Here is an 18,644-nt window from a genome sequence, read left to right as displayed (position 1 = left end):
GTCGTTCGCAACCGTATTGCCTGCAGTATTGGAGCCGGCGGGTTAGTCGGGTTAACGATGAAATCCGCGAGCCCAAAGTCCGTCAGAATAAATTCATTAACAGGAGCATGTATGCGGTATTTCGTCACGGGAGCTACAGGATTCATTGGTAAACGTCTGGTCAAGAAGTTATTGCAGCGCAAAGGCGCTACGGTGCATTTCCTGATCCGGCAAGAAAGTGAAGAAAAGGTAGCGGGGTTGCGGGAGTATTGGGGGCTGACGGACACCAAGTCTCAAGGGCGGGCCGTTCCTGTTTTTGGCGATCTCAAAGGGAAAAAACTCGGAGTATCTGCAGAGACCGTCAAAACCCTGAAAGGGCAGGTGGATCACTTCTACCATTTGGCTGCGGTTTATGACTTGGAGGCTGATGAGGAGTCTCAGATCGCGGTGAATGTAGACGGCACGCGAAACACGGTGGAGTTCGCCAAAGCCATTGATGCGGGCCATTTCCATCATGTGTCTTCTATTGCTGCCGCGGGTCTGTATGAAGGCGTATTCCGCGAGGATATGTTTGAAGAGGCGGAAAACTACGACCATCCCTACTTCATGACCAAGCACGAGAGTGAAAAAATCGTGCGCAAAGAATGCAAGGTGCCGTGGTCGGTGTACCGCCCCGCCATGGTGGTCGGCGACAGCACCACCGGCGAGATGGACAAGATCGATGGGCCGTATTACTTCTTCAAGCTGATTCAGCGCATGCGCCAGTTGCTCCCGCCATGGATGCCATCCATTGGCCTGGAAGGGGGGCGGGTCAACATTGTTCCGGTCGATTTTGTGGTCGATGCGCTGAACGCGATCAGCCACAAGCAAGGGATCGCCAAGCAGTGTTACCACTTGGTAGACCCCGTGGGCTACCGTGTCGGTGATGTCCTGGATATTTTCAGCAAGGCCGCACATGCGCCGAAGATGAACATATTCGTGAACGCTGCCTTGCTGGGGTTTATTCCGCGTAGCGTGACCAAGAGCCTGATGGCGTTGGCACCGGTACGGCGGGTGCGCAGTGCCATCATGAAGGACCTGAGCCTGCCCGAAGACATGATGACGTTCATCAACTACCCGACCCGCTTTGATTGCCGGGGGGCGTTGGCAATGCTCAAGGGCACAGGCGTCGAGTGCCCGAATCTCAAGGACTACGCGTGGAAGCTGTGGGACTACTGGGAGCGCCACCTCGACCCCGATTTGCACATTGACCGTACCTTGCGAGGCACTGTGGGAGGCAAGGTCGTGTTGATCACCGGAGGGTCATCCGGTATCGGACTGGCTGCCGCGCACAAGTTTGCGGAGGCCGGTGCCACCACCATCATCTGCGGTCGCGACGTGGACAAATTGGAAGAGGCCTGCAAAGAAGCCAAGGCCAAGGGATATAGCTTTGTGGCGTACCCCGCAGATATTGCCGATATGGCCGATTGCGACCGTTTTGTGGCCCTGGTGATTGAAAACCATGGAGGCGTGGACTTTTTGATCAATAACGCGGGTCGCTCCATCCGCCGCGCCATCGAGTCGAGTTATGACCGTTTCCACGACTACGAGCGCACCATGCAATTGAATTATTTTGGTTGCTTGCGGGTCACCATGGGGCTATTGCCGGGTATGGTGGCCAAGAGAAAAGGGCATGTGGTCAATATCAGCTCCATTGGCGTGCTGACCAATGCCCCGCGATTCAGCGCCTATGTGGCCTCCAAGGCCGCGCTGGATGCTTGGACACGTTGCGCATCCAGCGAGTTTGCGGATCAAGGTATCAGTTTCACCACCATCAATATGCCTTTGGTGCGCACACCGATGATTGCCCCCACCGGTATTTACAACAATGTGCCCACCCTCTCTCCCGAGCAAGCGGCCGATATGGTGGCCGACGCATGCATCAGTAAACCGGTGCGGATTGCCACTCGGCTTGGTATTACGGGGCAGGTGATGCATGCGTTGGTACCTCGTATTGCCCAGATCGCCATGAATACCAGCTTCAGAATGTTTCCGGACTCTTCTGCAGCAAAAGGGGCCAAACCCGGGGAAAAATCGAAGCTATCTCCCGAAGCCATTGCCATGCAGCAAATGATGCGGGGTATTCATTTCTAAGCTGATTTAAATGTCGCTGACAGGGAGGCCTTCGTTTTGGCCTCCCTGTGTGAGTGCATCAGGTGACGCGGGTTTTGTACATAACCCTTGAATTCGGTAAATGTCACGCCGCTGCAATAAATAGGTCGCCTTGGGGGGGGGCGCGGCAAATATGCCCAAGAAGAGTGCGCAAGCCGTGAATGTCAAACGGTCTTTAATGCGGAGCCCCCATAATCATTAGGTATTTTCTTATTTGGGTATTCCTTTATTTGTTGCTCCATTGATTGCACTGTGTAGTGACTAATCTGCTCCTATGAGAGAATTCGACTGTGTTTTTTTTGTTTTAGGAGTAAATTTTGTCTAATCTCATCGATATTCAGTCGCAAATCGAAAAGCTGCAAAAACAGGCAAATGAAATTAAAGCCAAAGAATTTCACAGCACGGTGCAAGAGATTCTGGTGAAAATGCAGGCTTTTGGTATCACGGTCAAAGACCTGCAAACTACCAAGCCGTCCAAGGGCCCCAAACAAAAGTCGAAAGAAGCCGCGCCCAAAGCTGCTAAAAAAGACAAAAAAGCGGGTGTAAGCGTTGCTGCCAAATATCGCGGCCCTAACGGGGAAACATGGTCTGGGCGTGGCCTGACTCCCAAGTGGCTGTCGGCTTTGATTGCCCAGGGTCAGCCTAAAGAGAGCTTTGCGATCGCTCCTCAAGACGGCGCTACCACCAGCAGCGCTTCGTAAGCTTTTGCTGTTGCGAGCCCGGTTGCATGCTCGGCTCTCGCATGGTGTTGCGGGGTGTGCTCCGGGAGCAGTGCGGCACAATCCGCCGCTGTAATTTTTCCAATGTCTCTCCCAACGGATGTCTTGCATGACCGACGCTTCTTCCCCCGCCGCCGCGACCATCGCCCCTTTTGATCAGGCCCAGATTTTGGCGCGGGCCTTGCCCTATATCCGCAAGTTCCATGGCAAGACCATGGTCATCAAATATGGCGGCAACGCCATGACTGATCCCGCGCTGCAAAAAGCTTTTGCGGAAGACGTGGTGTTGCTCAAGCTGGTCGGTATCAACCCGGTCGTGGTGCATGGTGGCGGGCCTCAAATTGAAGGGCTGCTCAAACGCCTCGGTAAAAAAGGGGAGTTCATCCAAGGGATGCGGGTCACAGATCCCGAAACCATGGAAGTGGTCGAATGGGTGCTCGGCGGCGAGGTCCAGCAAGATATCGTCGGTTTGATCAATCAGGCCGGTGGCAAGGCGGTCGGTTTGACCGGGCGCGATGGCGCCATGATCCGCGCCCAGAAGCTCAAGATGCTTGACAACACAGACCCCACCAAAGAACACGACGTGGGTCAGGTCGGAGATATTGTCAGTGTCGACCCCGGTGTGGTGAAAGCTTTGCAGGACGACGCATTCATCCCGGTGGTCAGCCCGATTGGTTTTGGTGAGAACAACGAGAGCTACAACATCAACGCCGATGTGGTGGCTGCCAAGCTGGCCACGGTGCTCCAGGCCGAAAAGCTGATGATGTTGACCAACATCAGCGGCGTGCTGGACAAGCAGGGCGCCTTGATGACAGACCTGACCGCCCAGCGTATTGATGAGTTGTTCGCCGATGGCACCATCAGCGGCGGCATGTTGCCCAAAATCGCCGGTGCGCTGGATGCGGCCAAAAGCGGTGTCAACTCCGTCCACATCATCGATGGACGGGTGCCCCATGTGCTGCTGCTCGAAATCCTGACGGATCAAGCCTTCGGCACCATGATCCGCTCCCATTGAACTCGGTCGCTATCATTTTTGTAGCTGTTTGCGGAGATATCGCTTGGGCTTGAAAGGTAATTGATGCGTCTGTTACTTGTAGAAGATGACGTGATGGTTGCCAGCGGCATCAAACTCGGCCTTTCTGACGCCGGTTATGCCGTCGACTGGGTGGGCAGTGCAGAGCGCGCGCTGGAGGTCACCAGCACAGAGTCGTTTGATGTGGCGGTTGTAGACATCGGCCTGCCGAACATGGATGGCCTCTCGCTTACCCAAGCGATGCGCAAGTCAGGCCAGACCATGCCGGTATTGATCCTCACCGCGCGTGATGCGCTGCAGGATCGGGTCCAGGGGCTGGACATGGGCGCGGATGACTACATGGTCAAGCCTTTTGAACTGCCTGAGTTGTTGGCGCGCTTGCGGGCTTTGCTGCGGCGGTCCCAGGCGGCCACGTCCTCGGTGCTGAGCTTTGGCCCGCTGGAGCTGGATACCGCGCAGCGCGTTGCTTGCATCCGGGTAGACGGTGCGGCGGCTACTGCGCTTGAGCTCGGTCCGCGGGAGTGGACCGTCATGGAGTACTTGCTGTTGCAGGCTCCCAAGCCCGCGAACAAAGACAAGCTGCTGCAGGCACTGACAGGCTGGGACAAAGAAATCACCCCCAACGCGGTAGAGGTCTACATCTCCCGGCTCAGAGGGAAGTTAGAGCCGCATGGCGTCGCGTTGCGCTCGATTCGCGGTTTCGGATACCGGCTAGAACTAGCCGCAGCCTGAGTGGTTCCCTCCGGCATGTCCAAGGGTTTGCAGCGGCGTTTGCTGTTGCTGTTGCTGCTCCCCTTGTTTTTGTTGGCCATGCTGAACGCGTGGTTTGACTATCGCTCTGCCGACAGTGCCGCCTTGCAGCAAGACCGGCAATTGGTCCGCATGGTCCCTTTGCTGGCGGATTCGGTGGTTGCCAAGGGCGATCTGTCGTCACCGGCCTTGGTGCTGCTCACGGCACCGCCCGTTGACGAGTTTTTGAACAGCCGCCCTGGCATGTCGGCCATGGCCGTTGTGGGCATGGATGGCGTTGTGCGCGCTGGGGCCGACTGGCTCTACGGTATGCCGCCCAGCACCAAAGAGCCTGCTTTTTCGAGCCAGGAGTTTGGGGGGGTCACCTACCGCATCGTCAGCCAGAGGGTGCAAACCGTGGCGGGTGAGCTCGTGGTGCGGCTTGCCGACGGTTCCGACCCCCGCCAGCAATGGCTGCGTTTGCTGGCATTGAAGGTCTTGTTGCCGAACCTGATTTTGGCTTTCGCCGGATTTTTTGCGGTGCGTTGGGCGGTGGGCACCGCTTTGCGCCCCCTGTTGACCCTGCGCGAGGCCTTGGAGCGTCGCTCCCCGAGGGATCTGTCCGCCCTTGACCCGGATGCGTCGCCAGACGAGGTGAGGCCCTTGGTGGAGTCGCTGAACCGCTTGTTCGGCCTAGTGAATGCGCAGGCAGAGAGCCAGGCCCGGTTTGTTGCGGATGCCGCGCACCAATTGCGCACCCCACTTGCCGGTCTGCAAGCACAGGTAGAGGCATGGGCGCAGGTGGTGGATCCGCATGGAAGTAAGGGAAAAGCGGCATTAGCCCCCGAAAAATATGCGCCTAACGCTATCACTTTAGGAGCGGATCAAGTCTTGCGGCTTCGCCATGCGGCGCGGCGCACTTCGCAGCTTGCCAATCAATTGCTGGCCTTGTCGCGGGCGGATTCGCGCAGCGCCAACATTCAGCCACTGCAACGCGTCGACCTCTTGCAGCTGTGTGAAACGCTGCTCGAATCCCAGCTGGATGCGGCCATGGCCAAGCAAATAGACCTCGGGCTGGATGTCAGCCCGGTTCACGTGAGTGGCCAGGAGTGGTTGCTGCGTGAGCTGATGACCAATTTGGTAGACAACGCGATCAAATACACGCAAGAGGGCGGCCGGGTCACGATCCGGTGCGGGCAACAAGGCCAGGCATTTCTGGAGGTCGAAGACGATGGTCCCGGTGTGCCCTCCGGCGAGCGCTACCGGGTGCTGGAGCGCTTTTACCGGGTAGCGGGCACCGCCGTCGAAGGCAATGGCCTGGGCCTGGCCATTGCCAGCGAAATTGCCCATGTCCATCGCAGCCAGCTGGAGTTGCAGGCAGGTGCTGGAGGCAAGGGGTTGCGGGTGACACTCCGCTTTCCCCTCGCTTGAAAAGTCAGGCGCGTTGCGCGTGCGAGAATTTAAGTGAACACTAACTAGCCCTTGAGACCAGGCGTGCCATGACCGATACCTCTGCTGAGACTTCATCTGCCGACGCGCCAACGCGCAAGCGGCCCAAACCCGGAGAGCGCCGGATTCAGATTCTCCAAATGTTGGCCAGCATGCTGGAGCAACCCGGTGGCGAACGCATTACGACCGCAGCATTGGCCGCACGGCTGGAGGTCAGCGAGGCCGCTCTTTACCGGCATTTCGCCAGCAAGGCGCAAATGTTTGAGGGCTTGATTGACTTCATCGAGCAGACTGTTTTTTCGCTGATCAACCAGATCATTGAAAAAGAGGCCGCCGACCCCTCCCCTGATGTCGGCGTGCGGCAGTCGCATCGCATCCTCAGCATGTTGGTGCAGTTTGCCGAAAAGAACCCCGGAATGGCCCGTGTGATGGTGGGCGATGCACTGGTGCTGGAGCACGAGCGCTTGCAGCAGCGCATGAACGCGCTGTTTGACAAAGTGGAGGCCACGGTCAAGCAATGCCTGCGGGATGGCCGCTTGGCGGCACCGGCGCAGGTGGGTGCGGTTGATGCGCAAATTCAAGCTTCCACGGCGGTCGCTTTTGTGGCGGGCCGCTTGCAGCGCTTTGCCCGATCCGGGTTCAAGCGCTTGCCGTCGGAGCACCTCGACAGCGCATTGGGTTTGATGCTGGGGTAAACCCTAGTTTGCCTTAGAAGTGACCCTCTAGAGGGGGTGGGTACTTCACAGTGTCGAGTGAAATGCTGCAAAATAGCACGATCGTTCTATTTTGATTGCCACTCGTCTATGTCGCTTGCCGCTGAAATCGCTATCGAGCACTCCTCTACCGAGCCCGGTACCAAGCGCGCGCCCGCTCGACGTGCGATGCAAAAAGGCCAGCAAACCAAGGCCGCTATCGTTGAGGCCGCTTTGGGCCTCGCTACGCAGATTGGCCTCGAAGGCTTGAGCATCGGGGTGCTTGCAGAAGTCACCCAAATGAGCAAGTCCGGTGTGTTTGCGCACTTTGGCTCCCGCGAAGAGATGCAAATCTCGGTGGTTCGCGAATACTTCAGCCGCTTCGAGCAAGAAGTGTTTTACCCGGCACTCCATGCTGACCGCGGGCTGCCTCGCGTCCAAGCGCTATTCGGCAACTGGATGAAGCGTGTCGCGGTAGAAATCCAATCTGGCTGCATTTTCATCAGCGGTGCCGTCGAATTCGATGACCGACCAGGCCCCGTGCGCGATGCGCTGGCCTTCTCGGTCCAAACCTGGCTCAGCGCGTTGTACCGCGCCGTCGTTTTGGCCAAGCAATGTGGTCACCTGCGCTCGGATGCCGACGAGCAACAAATGGCATTTGAGATCCACGGCTTGATCCTCGCCTTGCACTACGAGGCCCGTTTTCTCAAAAACCCCGGTTCCATTGAGCGCGCGAATCAGGGCTTTTCCAACATCCTTGCGCGATACGCCGTGACCCCGGTCACCCCGAATTAAACCCACTCATACCCACCCAGTTCATCAGGAGAAAGCAACATGCCTACTTACACCCCCCCCCTGCGCGACATGCAATTTGTGATGCACGAAGTGCTGAACGTGGCGCAAGACCTGCAGCAAATCCCCAAGCACGCTGAGATGGATGTGGAAACCATCAACGCCGTGTTGGAAGAGGGCGGCAAGTTCGCTGCCGAAGTGGCGTTCCCCCTGAACATCAGCGGTGACACCGAAGGTTGCACCATCGACCAGACCACTCACGCGGTCACCACCCCCAAGGGCTTCAAGGAAGCCTATCGCCAGTACATCGACGGCGGCTGGGCTGCACTTGCCTGCGACCCCGAGTACGGGGGGCAAGGCTTGCCCTACGTGGTGAACGGCATGTTCTACGAAATGCTCAACAGCGCCAACCAGGCCTGGACCATGTACCCCGGCCTGACCCACGGTGCCTATGCCGCGCTGGAAACACACGGCACCCCTGAGCAAAAAGCCACCTACCTGCCCAAGATGACCAGCGGCGAGTGGACCGGCACCATGTGCCTGACCGAACCCCATTGCGGTACCGACCTGGGCCTGATGCGCACCAAGGCCGAGCCCCAGGCCGACGGCACCTACAAAATCACCGGCAACAAGATTTTCATCAGCGCCGGCGAGCACGACATGACCGACAACATCATTCACCTGGTGTTGGCCCGCTTGCCCGATGCGCCTCCCGGCATCAAAGGCATCAGCCTGTTCATCGTGCCCAAGTTCCATGTGAATGCAGACGGCTCCTTGGGTGAGCGCAACGGCATTTACTGTGGCGGCCTGGAGCACAAAATGGGCATTCATGGCAACGCTACCTGCCAGATGGTGCTGGAAGACGCCGTGGGCACCATGGTGGGCCAGGCCAACAAGGGCATGCAAGGCATGTTCGTGATGATGAATGCCGCTCGCCTGGGCGTAGGCAACCAGTCTCTGGGCCTCACCGAAGTTGCATTCCAGAACGCATTGGCCTACGCCAAAGACCGCATCCAGATGCGCAGCCTCTCCGGCACCAAGGCCAAAGACAAGCCCGCGGACCCCATCATCGTGCACCCCGATGTACGCAAGATGCTGATGACTGCCCGTGCCTACGCCGACGGCGGACGCGCCTTGCAGGTCTACTGCTCGATGTTGCTGGAAAAAGAGCACAACCACCCGGATGAAAAGGTGCGCAAAGACGCTGGCGAAATGCTGGCCTTGCTGACCCCGATTGCCAAAGCCTTCTTGACCGACAACGGCCACATTGCCACCAACGCTTGCATGCAGGTCTTCGGCGGCCACGGTTTCATCAAGGAATGGGGAATGGAGCAGTTCGTGCGCGACAACCGCATCAACATGATCTATGAAGGCACCAACACCATCCAGTCTCTGGATTTGTTGGGCCGCAAGGTCTTGGGCAACAACGGCGCCACGCTCAAGAAGTTCGGCAAACTGGTCGGCGCGCTGGTGGCCGAAGAAGGCGTGAACGAAAAGATGGCCGAATTCATCACCCCGATCGCCATCCTGGGCGAACAGATGACCAAGTTCACCACCGAAGTCGGCTTCAAGGGTTTCCAGAACCCTGACGAAGTGGGCGCCGCTGCCGTGGACTACCTGCGTGTGGCAGGTCACTTGGTGTTCGGCTACTTCTTTGCCCGTATGGCCCAAGTGGCCCTGCGTGAAATTGCGGCCGGTAGCACCGATCCGTTCTACACCGCCAAGCTGCAGACCGCTCGCTTCTACTTTGCCAAGCTGTTCCCCGAAACCGCGACCCTGATGCGCACTGCCCGCACTGGCTCCAAAGTTTTGATGGACACCAACGCCGCTCTGGCTTAAAAAATCACTGCGTTTGCCCCATCCACTTTTTAAACGACAGGAGACTTTCATGATTCGCACATCGCTCGTAATTGCTCTCGGCCTGACTGCTACAGCCGCTATGGCCCAAATGAGCCCCGTGGGCTTGTGGCGCCAAGTGGACGATAAGACCGGCCAGGCCAAGTCGGAAATCCGCATCGTCGAGGAAGGCGGTGTCTTCACCGCCCGCATCGAGAAGCGGCTTGACCCTGCGGCAAAGCCCGAAGACAAGTGCGACGAGTGCAAAGATGACCGTAAAGGCAAGCCCATCGTCGGGCTTGAAATCATCCGTGGCGTGAAGAAGGTGGAAGGCAAAGAGGTCTGGGACGGCGGCAAGATTCTCGACCCCGCAGAGGGCAAGGAATACAACGCCCGCCTCACCCCCATCGAAGGTGGCAAGAAGCTGGAGATGCGCGGTTCTATCGCCTTCTTCGGCCGCACGCAGACCTGGACCCGCATCCAGTAAACCAATTCAGGAAAACCTATGTCCCGTTTCCAAGTCCGTAAAGTCGCCGTGCTCGGCGCAGGCGTGATGGGCGCGCAAATCGCAGCCCACCTCGTCAACGTCAAAGTACCCGTGGTGCTGTTTGATCTGCCCGCCAAGGAAGGCCCCAAGAATGGCATCGTCACCCGTGCCATTGAGAACCTCAAGAAGCTCAAGCCCGCCCCCTTAGGCGTGGTGGATGACGCTGGCTTGATCGGCCAAGCCAACTACGAAGAGCACCTCGAGCAGCTGCGCGACTGCGACCTCATCATTGAGGCCATCGCAGAGCGCATGGACTGGAAGCTGGACCTCTACAAAAAGATCGCGCCCTTCATTGGCCCCAACACGATTGTTGCGTCCAACACCTCCGGCCTGTCGATCACCAAGCTGTCTGAAGCACTGCCGGAAGAAATCAAGCCCCGCTTCTGCGGTATCCACTTCTTCAACCCACCCCGCTACATGGCGCTGGTGGAGTTGATCAACACCCCCACCACCGAAGCCCACTACCTCGATGCGCTCGAAGGCTTCGTGACCAGCACCCTGGGCAAGGGCGTGGTGCGTGCCAAGGACTCCCCCAACTTCATCGCCAACCGCGTTGGCATTGCCGGCATGTTGGCTACCATGAAGGAAGTGGAAAACTTCGGCCTCACCTACGACGTGGTCGATGACCTGACCGGCAAGAAGCTGGGTCGCGCATCCTCCGGCACCTTCCGCACTGCGGACGTGGTTGGCCTGGACACCATGGCCCACGTGATCAAGACGTTGCAGGACACGCTCAGCATCGAGACCGATCCCTTCTACGAGAGCTTTGCCACTCCCGTCGTACTCAAGACGCTGCTGGAAATGGGCAACCTAGGCCAGAAGTCCAAAGCCGGTTTCTTCAAGAAGGTCGGGCGCGATGTGCTGCGTTTCGATGGCGAAAGCCAGGAGTACGTGCCCGGTGGCGAAAAGGCCGACGAGGTCTACGCCCGCATGCTCAAGAAGCCAGCCGTCGAGCGCCTGAAGCTCTTACGCAATGCCGAAGGCAAGCAGGGCCAGTTCCTGTGGGCCATCCTGCGCAACAGCTTCCACTATGCCGCCATTCACTTGGCATCGATCGCCGACAACGCCCGCGATGTGGACTTCTGCATGCGCTGGGGCTTCGGCATGAAGCAAGGCCCGTTCGAGCTCTGGCAAGAAGCCGGTTGGCTTGAAGTGGCCAAGATGGTCCAGGAAGATATCGACGCCGGCAAGGCCCTGTGCAAAGCGCCGCTGCCCGAGTGGGTGTTCAAAGGCCCCGTGGCGGACGCCGGTGGTGTGCACACCGCTGCAGGCTCTTGGAACCCCACCACAGGCACCTTTGTGCCGGTGCGCAAGCTGCCCGTGTACGAGCGCCAGCACTTCCCCGAGAGCGTGCTGGGTTCCAATGCGCCAAAGGCCGAGACCGCTGGCAAGACCGTGTTTGAAGACGAGTCCATCCGCCTGTGGACGCTGGACGAGCAAGTGCTGATTGCCAGCATCAAGACCAAGATGCACGCCATCGGTGGCGGTGTGATCGAAGGTCTGCTGCAAGCGCAGGAACTGGCCGAGAAGGAATACCAAGGCTTGGTGATCTGGTCGCCGGACGAAATGTTCTCTGCCGGCGCCGACCTGCAAGGCATGATGCCCGCCTTCATGATCGGTGGCGCCAAAGCCATCGAAGGCGCAGAAGCCGAGCTGCAAAACGCCATGCTCAAGCTGCGCTACTCCAACGTACCCGTCATTTCCGCCATCCGCGGTCTGGCGCTGGGCGGTGGTTGCGAGCTGGCCATCTACTCCAGCAAGCGCGTGGCGGCGATGGAAAGCTACATCGGTCTGGTGGAAGTTGGCGTGGGCCTGGTGCCCGGTGCCGGCGGCCTCACCTACATTGCACGCCGTGCGGCTGAGAACATGGCACTGTCCACCTCCAAGGACGTGCTGCCTTTCCTGACCGAAGGCTTCACCGCTGCCGCCATGGCCAAGGTGGGCACCAGCGCGCTCGAAAGTCGCAAGCTGGGCTACCTGCTGGAGAGCGACGTGGTGGTGGCCCACAAAGACGAGCTCTTGTTCGTGGCCATCAACGAAGCCAAGGCTTTGTACACCTCCGGCTACCGTGCACCGCACAAGCGCAGCTTCCCTGTGGCCGGTCGCAGTGGCATTGCCACTATCCGGGCCCAGTTGGTCAATATGCGCGACGGCGGTTTCATCAGCGCGCACGATTTCCATATCGGCTTGCTGATTGCAGAGGTGGTGTGTGGCGGGCAGGTGGATGCCGGCACCCTGGTGACGGAGGAATACCTCATGGCCATGGAACGCAAGGCCTTCTGCAGCCTGCTGACCCACCCCAAAACGCAAGAGCGCATCATGGGCATGATGTCCACCGGCAAGCCGGTGCGTAACTGATCGCCGGCATGAGCATTCCCGCTGCCCACGCATCGACCGCCCGGCCCAACCGGCTGGCGCGTTCGGTCGCCAAGTTGGACCGTGTGCCTGCGGCCCTGCGTCCCTGGCTGCGCAACAAGGTCATGGGTCGTGCAGTGCCGTTCACCGGCACCGCAGGCCTGAACTTTGCGCACATGGCGCCTGAGCGTGTAGAAATTGCCGTGGCCAATGTGCGCCGCGTGCAAAACCACATTCAGGGCGTGCATGCCGCTGCCATGGCGCTGCTGGCTGAAACGGCTACTGGCATGGTGGTGGGCATGAATGTGCGGGACGACTGCCTGCCCCTAGCCAAGACCATGCGTATTGACTTCAAGCGACGGGCCCAGGGCGCCATGCGCGCAGTGGCCACCTTGTCGGATGCGCAACGCCAGCTCATGCAGCAAAGCGACAAGGGCGAGGTCAGCGTGCCGGTACTGGTCAGCGACGAATCGGGCGAACAGCCCATTCAATGTGAATTCATCTGGGCGTGGATACCCACCCCGAAAAAATAAAGGAGTTTCCTCATGAAACAAGTCCAAGACGCTTACATCGTTGCCGCCACGCGCACGCCCATCGGGCGTTCCGGCCGCGGCTATTTCCGCAACACCCGCCCTGACGAGTTGCTGGTGTCCGCCCTGCGCAGCGCCATGTTGCAAGTCCCCAACCTGGACCCCAAGGCGATTGAAGACGCCATCATCGGCTGCTCCTTCCCTGAAGGCGAGCAGGGCATGAACATGGCCCGCGTGGCCGTGGGTCTGGCTTTTGACCACCCCGTGGGTGGTATCACCGTCAACCGCTTCTGCGCGTCCGGCATCTCCGCTATCCAGATGGCGGCAGATCGGATCCGTGTGGGCGAGGCCGATGTGCTGATCGCCGGTGGCGCGGAGTCCATGAGCATGGTGCCCATGGGTGGCGGCAAGCCCTCGTTCAACCCTGAAGTGTTTGCCCGCGACGAAAACGTCGGTATCGCCTACGGCATGGGTCTGACCGCTGAAAAGGTCGCCCAGCAGTGGAAGGTGACACGCGAAATGCAAGACGCCTTCGCACTTGAATCCCACCTGCGCGCCATCAAGGCCCAGCAAGCCGGCGAGTTCACCGACGAGATCACACCTATCGATGTGATCGAGCGCACGCCCAACCTGGCAACCGGCGAAGTGTCCACCCGCACTCGCACCGTGAACCTCGACGAAGGCCCACGCCCAGACACCTCCCTCGAAGGCCTTGCCAAGCTCAAGCCCGTGTTCGCTGCCCGCGGCAGCGTGACTGCCGGCAACAGCTCCCAGACCAGCGATGGCGCAGGCGCCTTGATTCTGGCCAGCGAAAAAGCCGTCAAGCAGTTCGGCTTGACCCCCTTGGCCCGTTTTGTGAGCTTTGCGGCCCGTGGCGTGCCACCCGAAATCATGGGTATCGGCCCGATCGAAGCCATTCCTGCCGCCCTGCGTTACGCCGGTCTGCAGCACTCTGACATCGACTGGTTCGAGCTGAACGAAGCCTTTGCGGCCCAGTCGCTGGCCGTCATCAACACCCTGGGCTTGGACCCGTCCAAGGTCAACCCCATGGGTGGCGCGATTGCGCTGGGTCACCCGCTGGGTGCTACCGGTGCCATCCGTGCTGCTACCGTTATCCACGCGCTGCGCCGTAACAACCTGAAGTACGGCATGGTCACCATGTGCGTAGGTACAGGCCAAGGGGCTGCCGGCATCTTTGAACGCGTGTAAGGCGCGTCACACCAAGGCCACCTTCGGGTGGCCTTTTGCATGGGGCTGTATGCTCCGCAGCCATCTGGAGATCGCTTGAATGAGTACCCACGTTTTTGATGAAGCCATTGCCTTGCAGGCGCAGCCGGATGGCAGCTGGACAGGCCATACCCACCCGGCCTATGCCAACATGGTGGGGCCGTTTGGTGGCATCACGGCGGCACAGGCCCTGAACGGAGTGCTGCAGCACCCCGAGCGTTTGGGTGACCCGGTGTCGCTGACGGTGAATTTCTGTGCGGCGTTGGCCGACGGCCCTTTCACCGTCATGGCGCGCGCAGCGCGTACCAACCGGTCGACCCAGCACTGGACGATCGAGATCCAGCAGGGGGATGCGATTGTCATGACCGGCACGGCGGTGACCGCCGTGCGCCGTGAGACCTGGGGCGTGGACGAAGAGCCCATGCCCCTGTGCCCACCCCCCGCCGAAGTGCCGCCGCCGCAAGTCATGGCGCCTATGGAGTTTGTGAAGCGCTATGAGCAGCTTCCGGTGACCGGCCAGTTGCCCGCGGTGTGGGATGGCAGCGGCCACAGCAGCCTGAGCCAAATCTGGGTGCGCGACAACCCGCCACGTCCCCTGGACTTTGCGTCGCTGGCCTGCATTTCAGACATCTTTTTTCCTCGTGTGTTCATCCGCCGGGCTACCCATGTGCCTGTGGGTACGGTGTCGCTGACGGTGTACTTTCATGCAAGCGCCGAGCAGTTGGCTGCCACCGGTACCGGCTATCTGCTGGGGCAAGCGCAGGCGCAAGCCTTTCGCAACGGCTTTTTTGACCAGAGCAGTCAGCTCTGGAACGAAGCCGGTGTGCTGCTGGTGACCACGCACCAGATCGTCTATTACAAACAGTGATCCAATCAACTATCCCTTTTTGAGCGAGCGACTATGCAAGACATCCTGATTCACACCGACGCCGGCATCACCACCATCACCCTGAACCGGGTCGAAAAAAAGAACTCCTTCACCCAGGCCATGTACGCCACCTGCGCCGACGCGCTGGACGCTGCGCGTGACGACGCTGCGGTGCGCGTGGTGGTGTTCCAGGGCGACGCCACCGTGTTCAGCGCCGGTAACGACATCGGCGACTTTCTGGGTGCCCCCCCCAAGACACAAGATGCTCCCGTGTTCCGCTTCTTGCGGGCCTTGGCGGCCTTCCCTAAGCCCATCATTGCAGCGGTGTGCGGCCCGGCAGTGGGCATCGGCACCACGATGCTGTTCCATTGCGACCTGGTGTACGCCGGTGACAACGCAGCTTTCTCCATGCCCTTCGTGAACCTGGGCCTGTGCCCCGAAGCGGCGTCCAGCCTGCTAGTGCCCCAGATGATGGGTTATCACCGCGCCGCTGAAGCCTTGCTCATGGGCGAGCCCTTCATGGCCGAAGCCGCTCTGGAAGTCGGTCTGGCCAACCGCGTAGTGCCGCCCACCGAAGCCAATGCCGTCGCCCAGGCGCAGGCCCGCAAGCTGGCTGCCAAGCCCATCGCCTCGCTGATCGAAACCAAGCGCCTGCTCAAGAAAGGGCAGATGGAGCAAGTGCTGGCCCGCATCGACGAAGAAGCCGTGAGCTTCGGCCGCATGCTGGGTGAGCCTTCTGCCAAAGAGGCGTTCACGGCGTTTATGGAGAAGCGGAAGCCCGACTTCTCCAAGGTCTGACTTTCAAGTGTTTTGGGCTGCTAGCGCTCGTTCCATCTGCGCGAGTAGCTCCTAAAATAATAGCGATCTGAACGTGCGGCACTGCCTTTGCACCTCAGCTTCAGAGCGCCAAGACACTCGCGTTTTCCCTGAGTATTTTTGCCAAGCAAGCGCTTGCTGAAAATAGGCGGGGCTGGTATGGTCGGCGCATGACCCGTACCGAAACCCTGCCTGCCGCGCCTGCCGAAGATACCGCGCCGCCTGAGGCCAAACGCCCGCGCGGTCGCCCCCGCAAAACCGAAGACGAACGTGATGATGGCAACCGCCGCCACGAACTGCTCAAGGCCGCAGCCCAGCTCTTCCGCCGCCAAGGGTTCGCCGCGACCACCACCCGCGACATTGCCAACGCGGCTGGGATGCAAAGCGGCTCGCCGTTCTACCACTTCAAAAGCAAAGACGCGCTCTTGTTCGCCGTCATGGAGGCGGGCATGCATTCGGCGCTGGCCAACCAGCAGAAGGTGCTGATGGATGCCGCTTATGACGCACTGAGCCCGGCCGACAAACTACGCCGCCTCGTCCATGCGCACTTCGAGGTCCTGCTCGGGCCGGGTAATGACTTCGTGCCGGTCATGCTGTACGAGTGGCGCTCCTTGCAGCGCCCGCAGCGCAAGGTGCTGCACAAACTGATCGCCGACTATGAGGCCCTGTGGATGCCGGTGTTGCAAGCCCTGCAGGACAGCGGCCAGCTCAAGGCGCCGGTGGGCGTGGCGCGTCTGCTGATTCTGGGCGCGCTCAACTGGTCGGTGCAATGGTTCGACCCCGCCAAAGGGGCCACGGTAGAAGCGCTCGGCGAACACGCCGTCGCCATGTTCATTCAGGAGGTGTGATGTATTACGGTTCTGTCTTCGCGCCCGGCTTGTTTGCCGGCAAAGTGGTGGTGATTACCGGTGGCGGCTCCGGCATTGGCCGCTGCACGGCCCATGAGCTGGCGGCCTTGGGCGCCACCGTGGCGCTCATAGGCCGCAAGCCCGAGAAGCTGGAGAAAGCTACGGCCGAAATCACCGAAGACGGCGGCAAAGTCAGCCAGCATCTGTGCGACATCCGCAATGAAGACGCCGTGAAGGCCTGCGTGGCCGCCATCGTGGCCCAGCACGGCCGCATTGACGGCCTGGTGAACAACGCCGGCGGCCAGTACATGACGCCGCTGGAAGCCATCAGTGCCAAGGGCTGGGAGGCGGTCATCAACACCAACCTGACCGGCGGCTTTTTGATGGCACGCGAGTGCTTCAGCCAAAGCATGAGCAAGCATGGCGGCGCCATCGTCAACATCGTGGCCGACATGTGGGGCTCCATGCCCGGCATGGGGCACAGTGGTGCCGCGCGCGCCGGCATGGTGAGCTTTACCGAGACTGCAGCCACCGAGTGGGCAGGCCGTGGGGTGCGGGTGAATGCCGTCGCGCCGGGCTACATCGCCTCCAGCGGCATGGACCACTATCCGCCTGAAATGGGCCCCATGCTGCGCGAAATGGCCAAGACCGTGCCCTTGGGCCGCTTTGGCACCGAGGCTGAAACCTCCGCCGGCATTGTATTTTTGCTGAGCCCTGCAGCGGCGTTCATCAGCGGCACCACGCTGCGCATCGACGGTGCACGGCCCCAAGTGCGCATGGGCTGGCCCATGCGCGTGGCGGACGAAAAGGCGCAAGCCCGCGATGCCATCAAGCCTTTCAACGGTTTTCACCGTGCCAGCACGCCCAAGGTGTTTCAGTCATGAGCGCGCTCCCTGAGTTGGCACAGGAGTTCGGCCCGGAGGATGTGGCTGCCGTGGAGGATGCGGCGCGCCGCTTCATCCAGACCGAGGTGGCCCCGCATCTGGCGGACTGGGAAGAGGCGGGCGAGTTCCCCCGCAGCCTGTACCAGCGCGCTGCCGATCTGGGGTGGCTGGGGCTGGGTTACCCGGAGCGATTTGGCGGCACACCGGCACCCTGGGCACTGCGCAACGCACTCACGATTGCGCTCTCCCGCAGCGGGGGCAGTGGCGGCCTGATGGCCAGCCTCTTCAGCCTCAACATTGGCCTGCCGCCGGTGCTGCGCCATGGCTCTGCGGCCTTGCAGCAGCAAGTGGTGCCCGATGTGCTGGCCGGCCGCAAGATTGCCGCACTGGCGATTACCGAGCCCGGTGGTGGCACCGATGTATCGGCACTCAAAACCACGGCCCGCCTGGAGGGCAACGAGTACGTGGTGGATGGTGAAAAAACCTTCATCACCTCCGGCATGCGCGCCGACTGGATCACGGTGGCGGTGCGCACGGACCTGAAAAACAAGGGAGCAGGTGGCATCTCCATGCTCATGGTGCCCGGCGATGCGCCCGGCCTGTCGCGCAGCCCTCTCCAGAAGATGGGCTGGCATTGCTCGGACACCGCGCAGCTGCGTTTTGACGGCGTGCGGGTGCCGGCCACCAACCTCGTGGGCGAAGAAGGTGCGGGTTTCAAAATCATCCTGACCAACTTCAATGGCGAGCGCTTGTCCATGGCGGCCATGGCGCTGGGCTTTGCCGAGTGTTGCTACGACGAAGCTCTGAGCTGGGCGCAGCAGCGCAAAACGTTTGGCACCGCGCTGATTGATCACCAGGTGATCCGCCACAAGTTCATGGACATGAAGATGCGCATCGAGTCCACCCGCGCCTGGCTGCATGCGGTGGCCGCCCGGGCGGACGCAGGAGACCGCGGCGACAAGTCTGCCAAGGGTGCAGAGTGGGTGGCACAGGTGTGCCTGCTCAAAAACCATGCGACGCAGACCATGCAGTTCTGCGCCGACCAGGGCGTGCAGATTTTGGGTGGCATGGGCTACATGCGGGGCACGGCCTGCGAGCGCATTTACCGTGAAGTGAAGGTGATGATGATCGGCGGCGGCGCTGAGGAAATCATGAAAGAGTTGGCAAGCCGTCAGCTCGGCCTGTGAGA

The 18,644-nt window shown here is 60.3% G+C and carries 17 protein-coding genes; all 17 read left to right on the top strand.

The features are described from left to right. Window positions 1-111: 111 nt before the first annotated feature. Window positions 112-2,112, top strand: coding sequence for an SDR family oxidoreductase (locus tag RAE21_RS13315; RefSeq protein WP_313881768.1), 2,001 nt, complete (start codon window positions 112-114; stop codon window positions 2,110-2,112). Window positions 2,113-2,447: 335 nt separating this feature from the next. Further along, the gene (locus RAE21_RS13310; RefSeq protein ID WP_313881767.1) at window positions 2,448-2,831 is read left to right on the top strand and encodes an H-NS histone family protein; all 384 of its coding nucleotides are present in this window, start codon (window positions 2,448-2,450) and stop codon (window positions 2,829-2,831) included. 127 nt (window positions 2,832-2,958) lie between these two features. Next, window positions 2,959-3,864, top strand: a complete 906-nt coding sequence (argB, locus tag RAE21_RS13305; RefSeq protein ID WP_313881766.1) for an acetylglutamate kinase — start codon at window positions 2,959-2,961, stop codon at window positions 3,862-3,864. Window positions 3,865-3,927: 63 nt separating this feature from the next. Next, window positions 3,928-4,614: a response regulator gene (locus RAE21_RS13300; protein WP_313875029.1), complete on the top strand. Its 687-nt coding sequence runs from the start codon at window positions 3,928-3,930 to the stop codon at window positions 4,612-4,614. A gap of 15 nt (window positions 4,615-4,629) precedes the next feature. Continuing rightward, on the top strand, window positions 4,630-6,042 hold the full coding sequence (locus RAE21_RS13295) for a sensor histidine kinase (protein ID WP_313881765.1): 1,413 nt from the start codon (window positions 4,630-4,632) through the stop codon (window positions 6,040-6,042). Window positions 6,043-6,110: 68 nt separating this feature from the next. Further along, window positions 6,111-6,755: a nucleoid occlusion factor SlmA gene (slmA, locus tag RAE21_RS13290; protein ID WP_313881764.1), complete on the top strand. Its 645-nt coding sequence runs from the start codon at window positions 6,111-6,113 to the stop codon at window positions 6,753-6,755. A gap of 186 nt (window positions 6,756-6,941) precedes the next feature. Continuing rightward, the gene (locus tag RAE21_RS13285) at window positions 6,942-7,547 is read left to right on the top strand and encodes a TetR/AcrR family transcriptional regulator (RefSeq protein WP_428984068.1); all 606 of its coding nucleotides are present in this window, start codon (window positions 6,942-6,944) and stop codon (window positions 7,545-7,547) included. A gap of 39 nt (window positions 7,548-7,586) precedes the next feature. Further along, the gene (locus RAE21_RS13280) at window positions 7,587-9,383 is read left to right on the top strand and encodes an acyl-CoA dehydrogenase C-terminal domain-containing protein (protein WP_313875033.1); all 1,797 of its coding nucleotides are present in this window, start codon (window positions 7,587-7,589) and stop codon (window positions 9,381-9,383) included. Window positions 9,384-9,432: 49 nt separating this feature from the next. Next, window positions 9,433-9,867, top strand: a complete 435-nt coding sequence (locus tag RAE21_RS13275) for a DUF2147 domain-containing protein (RefSeq protein ID WP_313881762.1) — start codon at window positions 9,433-9,435, stop codon at window positions 9,865-9,867. A gap of 18 nt (window positions 9,868-9,885) precedes the next feature. Next, on the top strand, window positions 9,886-12,285 hold the full coding sequence (locus RAE21_RS13270; protein ID WP_313881761.1) for a 3-hydroxyacyl-CoA dehydrogenase/enoyl-CoA hydratase family protein: 2,400 nt from the start codon (window positions 9,886-9,888) through the stop codon (window positions 12,283-12,285). Window positions 12,286-12,293: 8 nt separating this feature from the next. Further along, window positions 12,294-12,815, top strand: a complete 522-nt coding sequence (locus tag RAE21_RS13265) for a DUF4442 domain-containing protein (RefSeq protein ID WP_313875036.1) — start codon at window positions 12,294-12,296, stop codon at window positions 12,813-12,815. 12 nt (window positions 12,816-12,827) lie between these two features. Further along, on the top strand, window positions 12,828-14,021 hold the full coding sequence (locus RAE21_RS13260) for an acetyl-CoA C-acyltransferase (RefSeq protein WP_313881760.1): 1,194 nt from the start codon (window positions 12,828-12,830) through the stop codon (window positions 14,019-14,021). Between the two features lie 79 nt (window positions 14,022-14,100). Continuing rightward, entirely contained in the window at window positions 14,101-14,907 is an 807-nt protein-coding gene (locus tag RAE21_RS13255) for an acyl-CoA thioesterase (protein ID WP_313881759.1), read from the top strand. A 33-nt stretch (window positions 14,908-14,940) separates the two neighbouring features. Then, window positions 14,941-15,705 carry an enoyl-CoA hydratase gene (locus tag RAE21_RS13250; protein ID WP_313881758.1) on the top strand — a complete coding sequence of 255 codons (765 nt, stop codon included), beginning with the start codon at window positions 14,941-14,943 and terminating at the stop codon, window positions 15,703-15,705. Between the two features lie 188 nt (window positions 15,706-15,893). Continuing rightward, a complete protein-coding gene (locus RAE21_RS13245) occupies window positions 15,894-16,571 on the top strand; it encodes a TetR/AcrR family transcriptional regulator (RefSeq protein WP_313881757.1) in 678 nt (225 codons plus the stop codon). Continuing rightward, on the top strand, window positions 16,571-17,455 hold the full coding sequence (locus RAE21_RS13240; RefSeq protein ID WP_313881756.1) for an SDR family oxidoreductase: 885 nt from the start codon (window positions 16,571-16,573) through the stop codon (window positions 17,453-17,455). The genes RAE21_RS13245 and RAE21_RS13240 overlap by 1 nt, the downstream gene beginning before the upstream one ends. Next, window positions 17,452-18,642 carry an acyl-CoA dehydrogenase family protein gene (locus tag RAE21_RS13235; protein WP_313881755.1) on the top strand — a complete coding sequence of 397 codons (1,191 nt, stop codon included), beginning with the start codon at window positions 17,452-17,454 and terminating at the stop codon, window positions 18,640-18,642. Before RAE21_RS13240 ends, RAE21_RS13235 begins: the two co-directional genes overlap by 4 nt. The last annotated feature ends 2 nt before the right edge of the window (window positions 18,643-18,644 follow it).

The organism is Rhodoferax potami (assembly GCF_032193765.1).
Taxonomy (GTDB): domain Bacteria; phylum Pseudomonadota; class Gammaproteobacteria; order Burkholderiales; family Burkholderiaceae_C; genus Allorhodoferax; species Allorhodoferax potami.
Note: the sequence above shows the minus strand (reverse complement) of the source record. Positions and strands in the feature narration are given on the sequence as shown.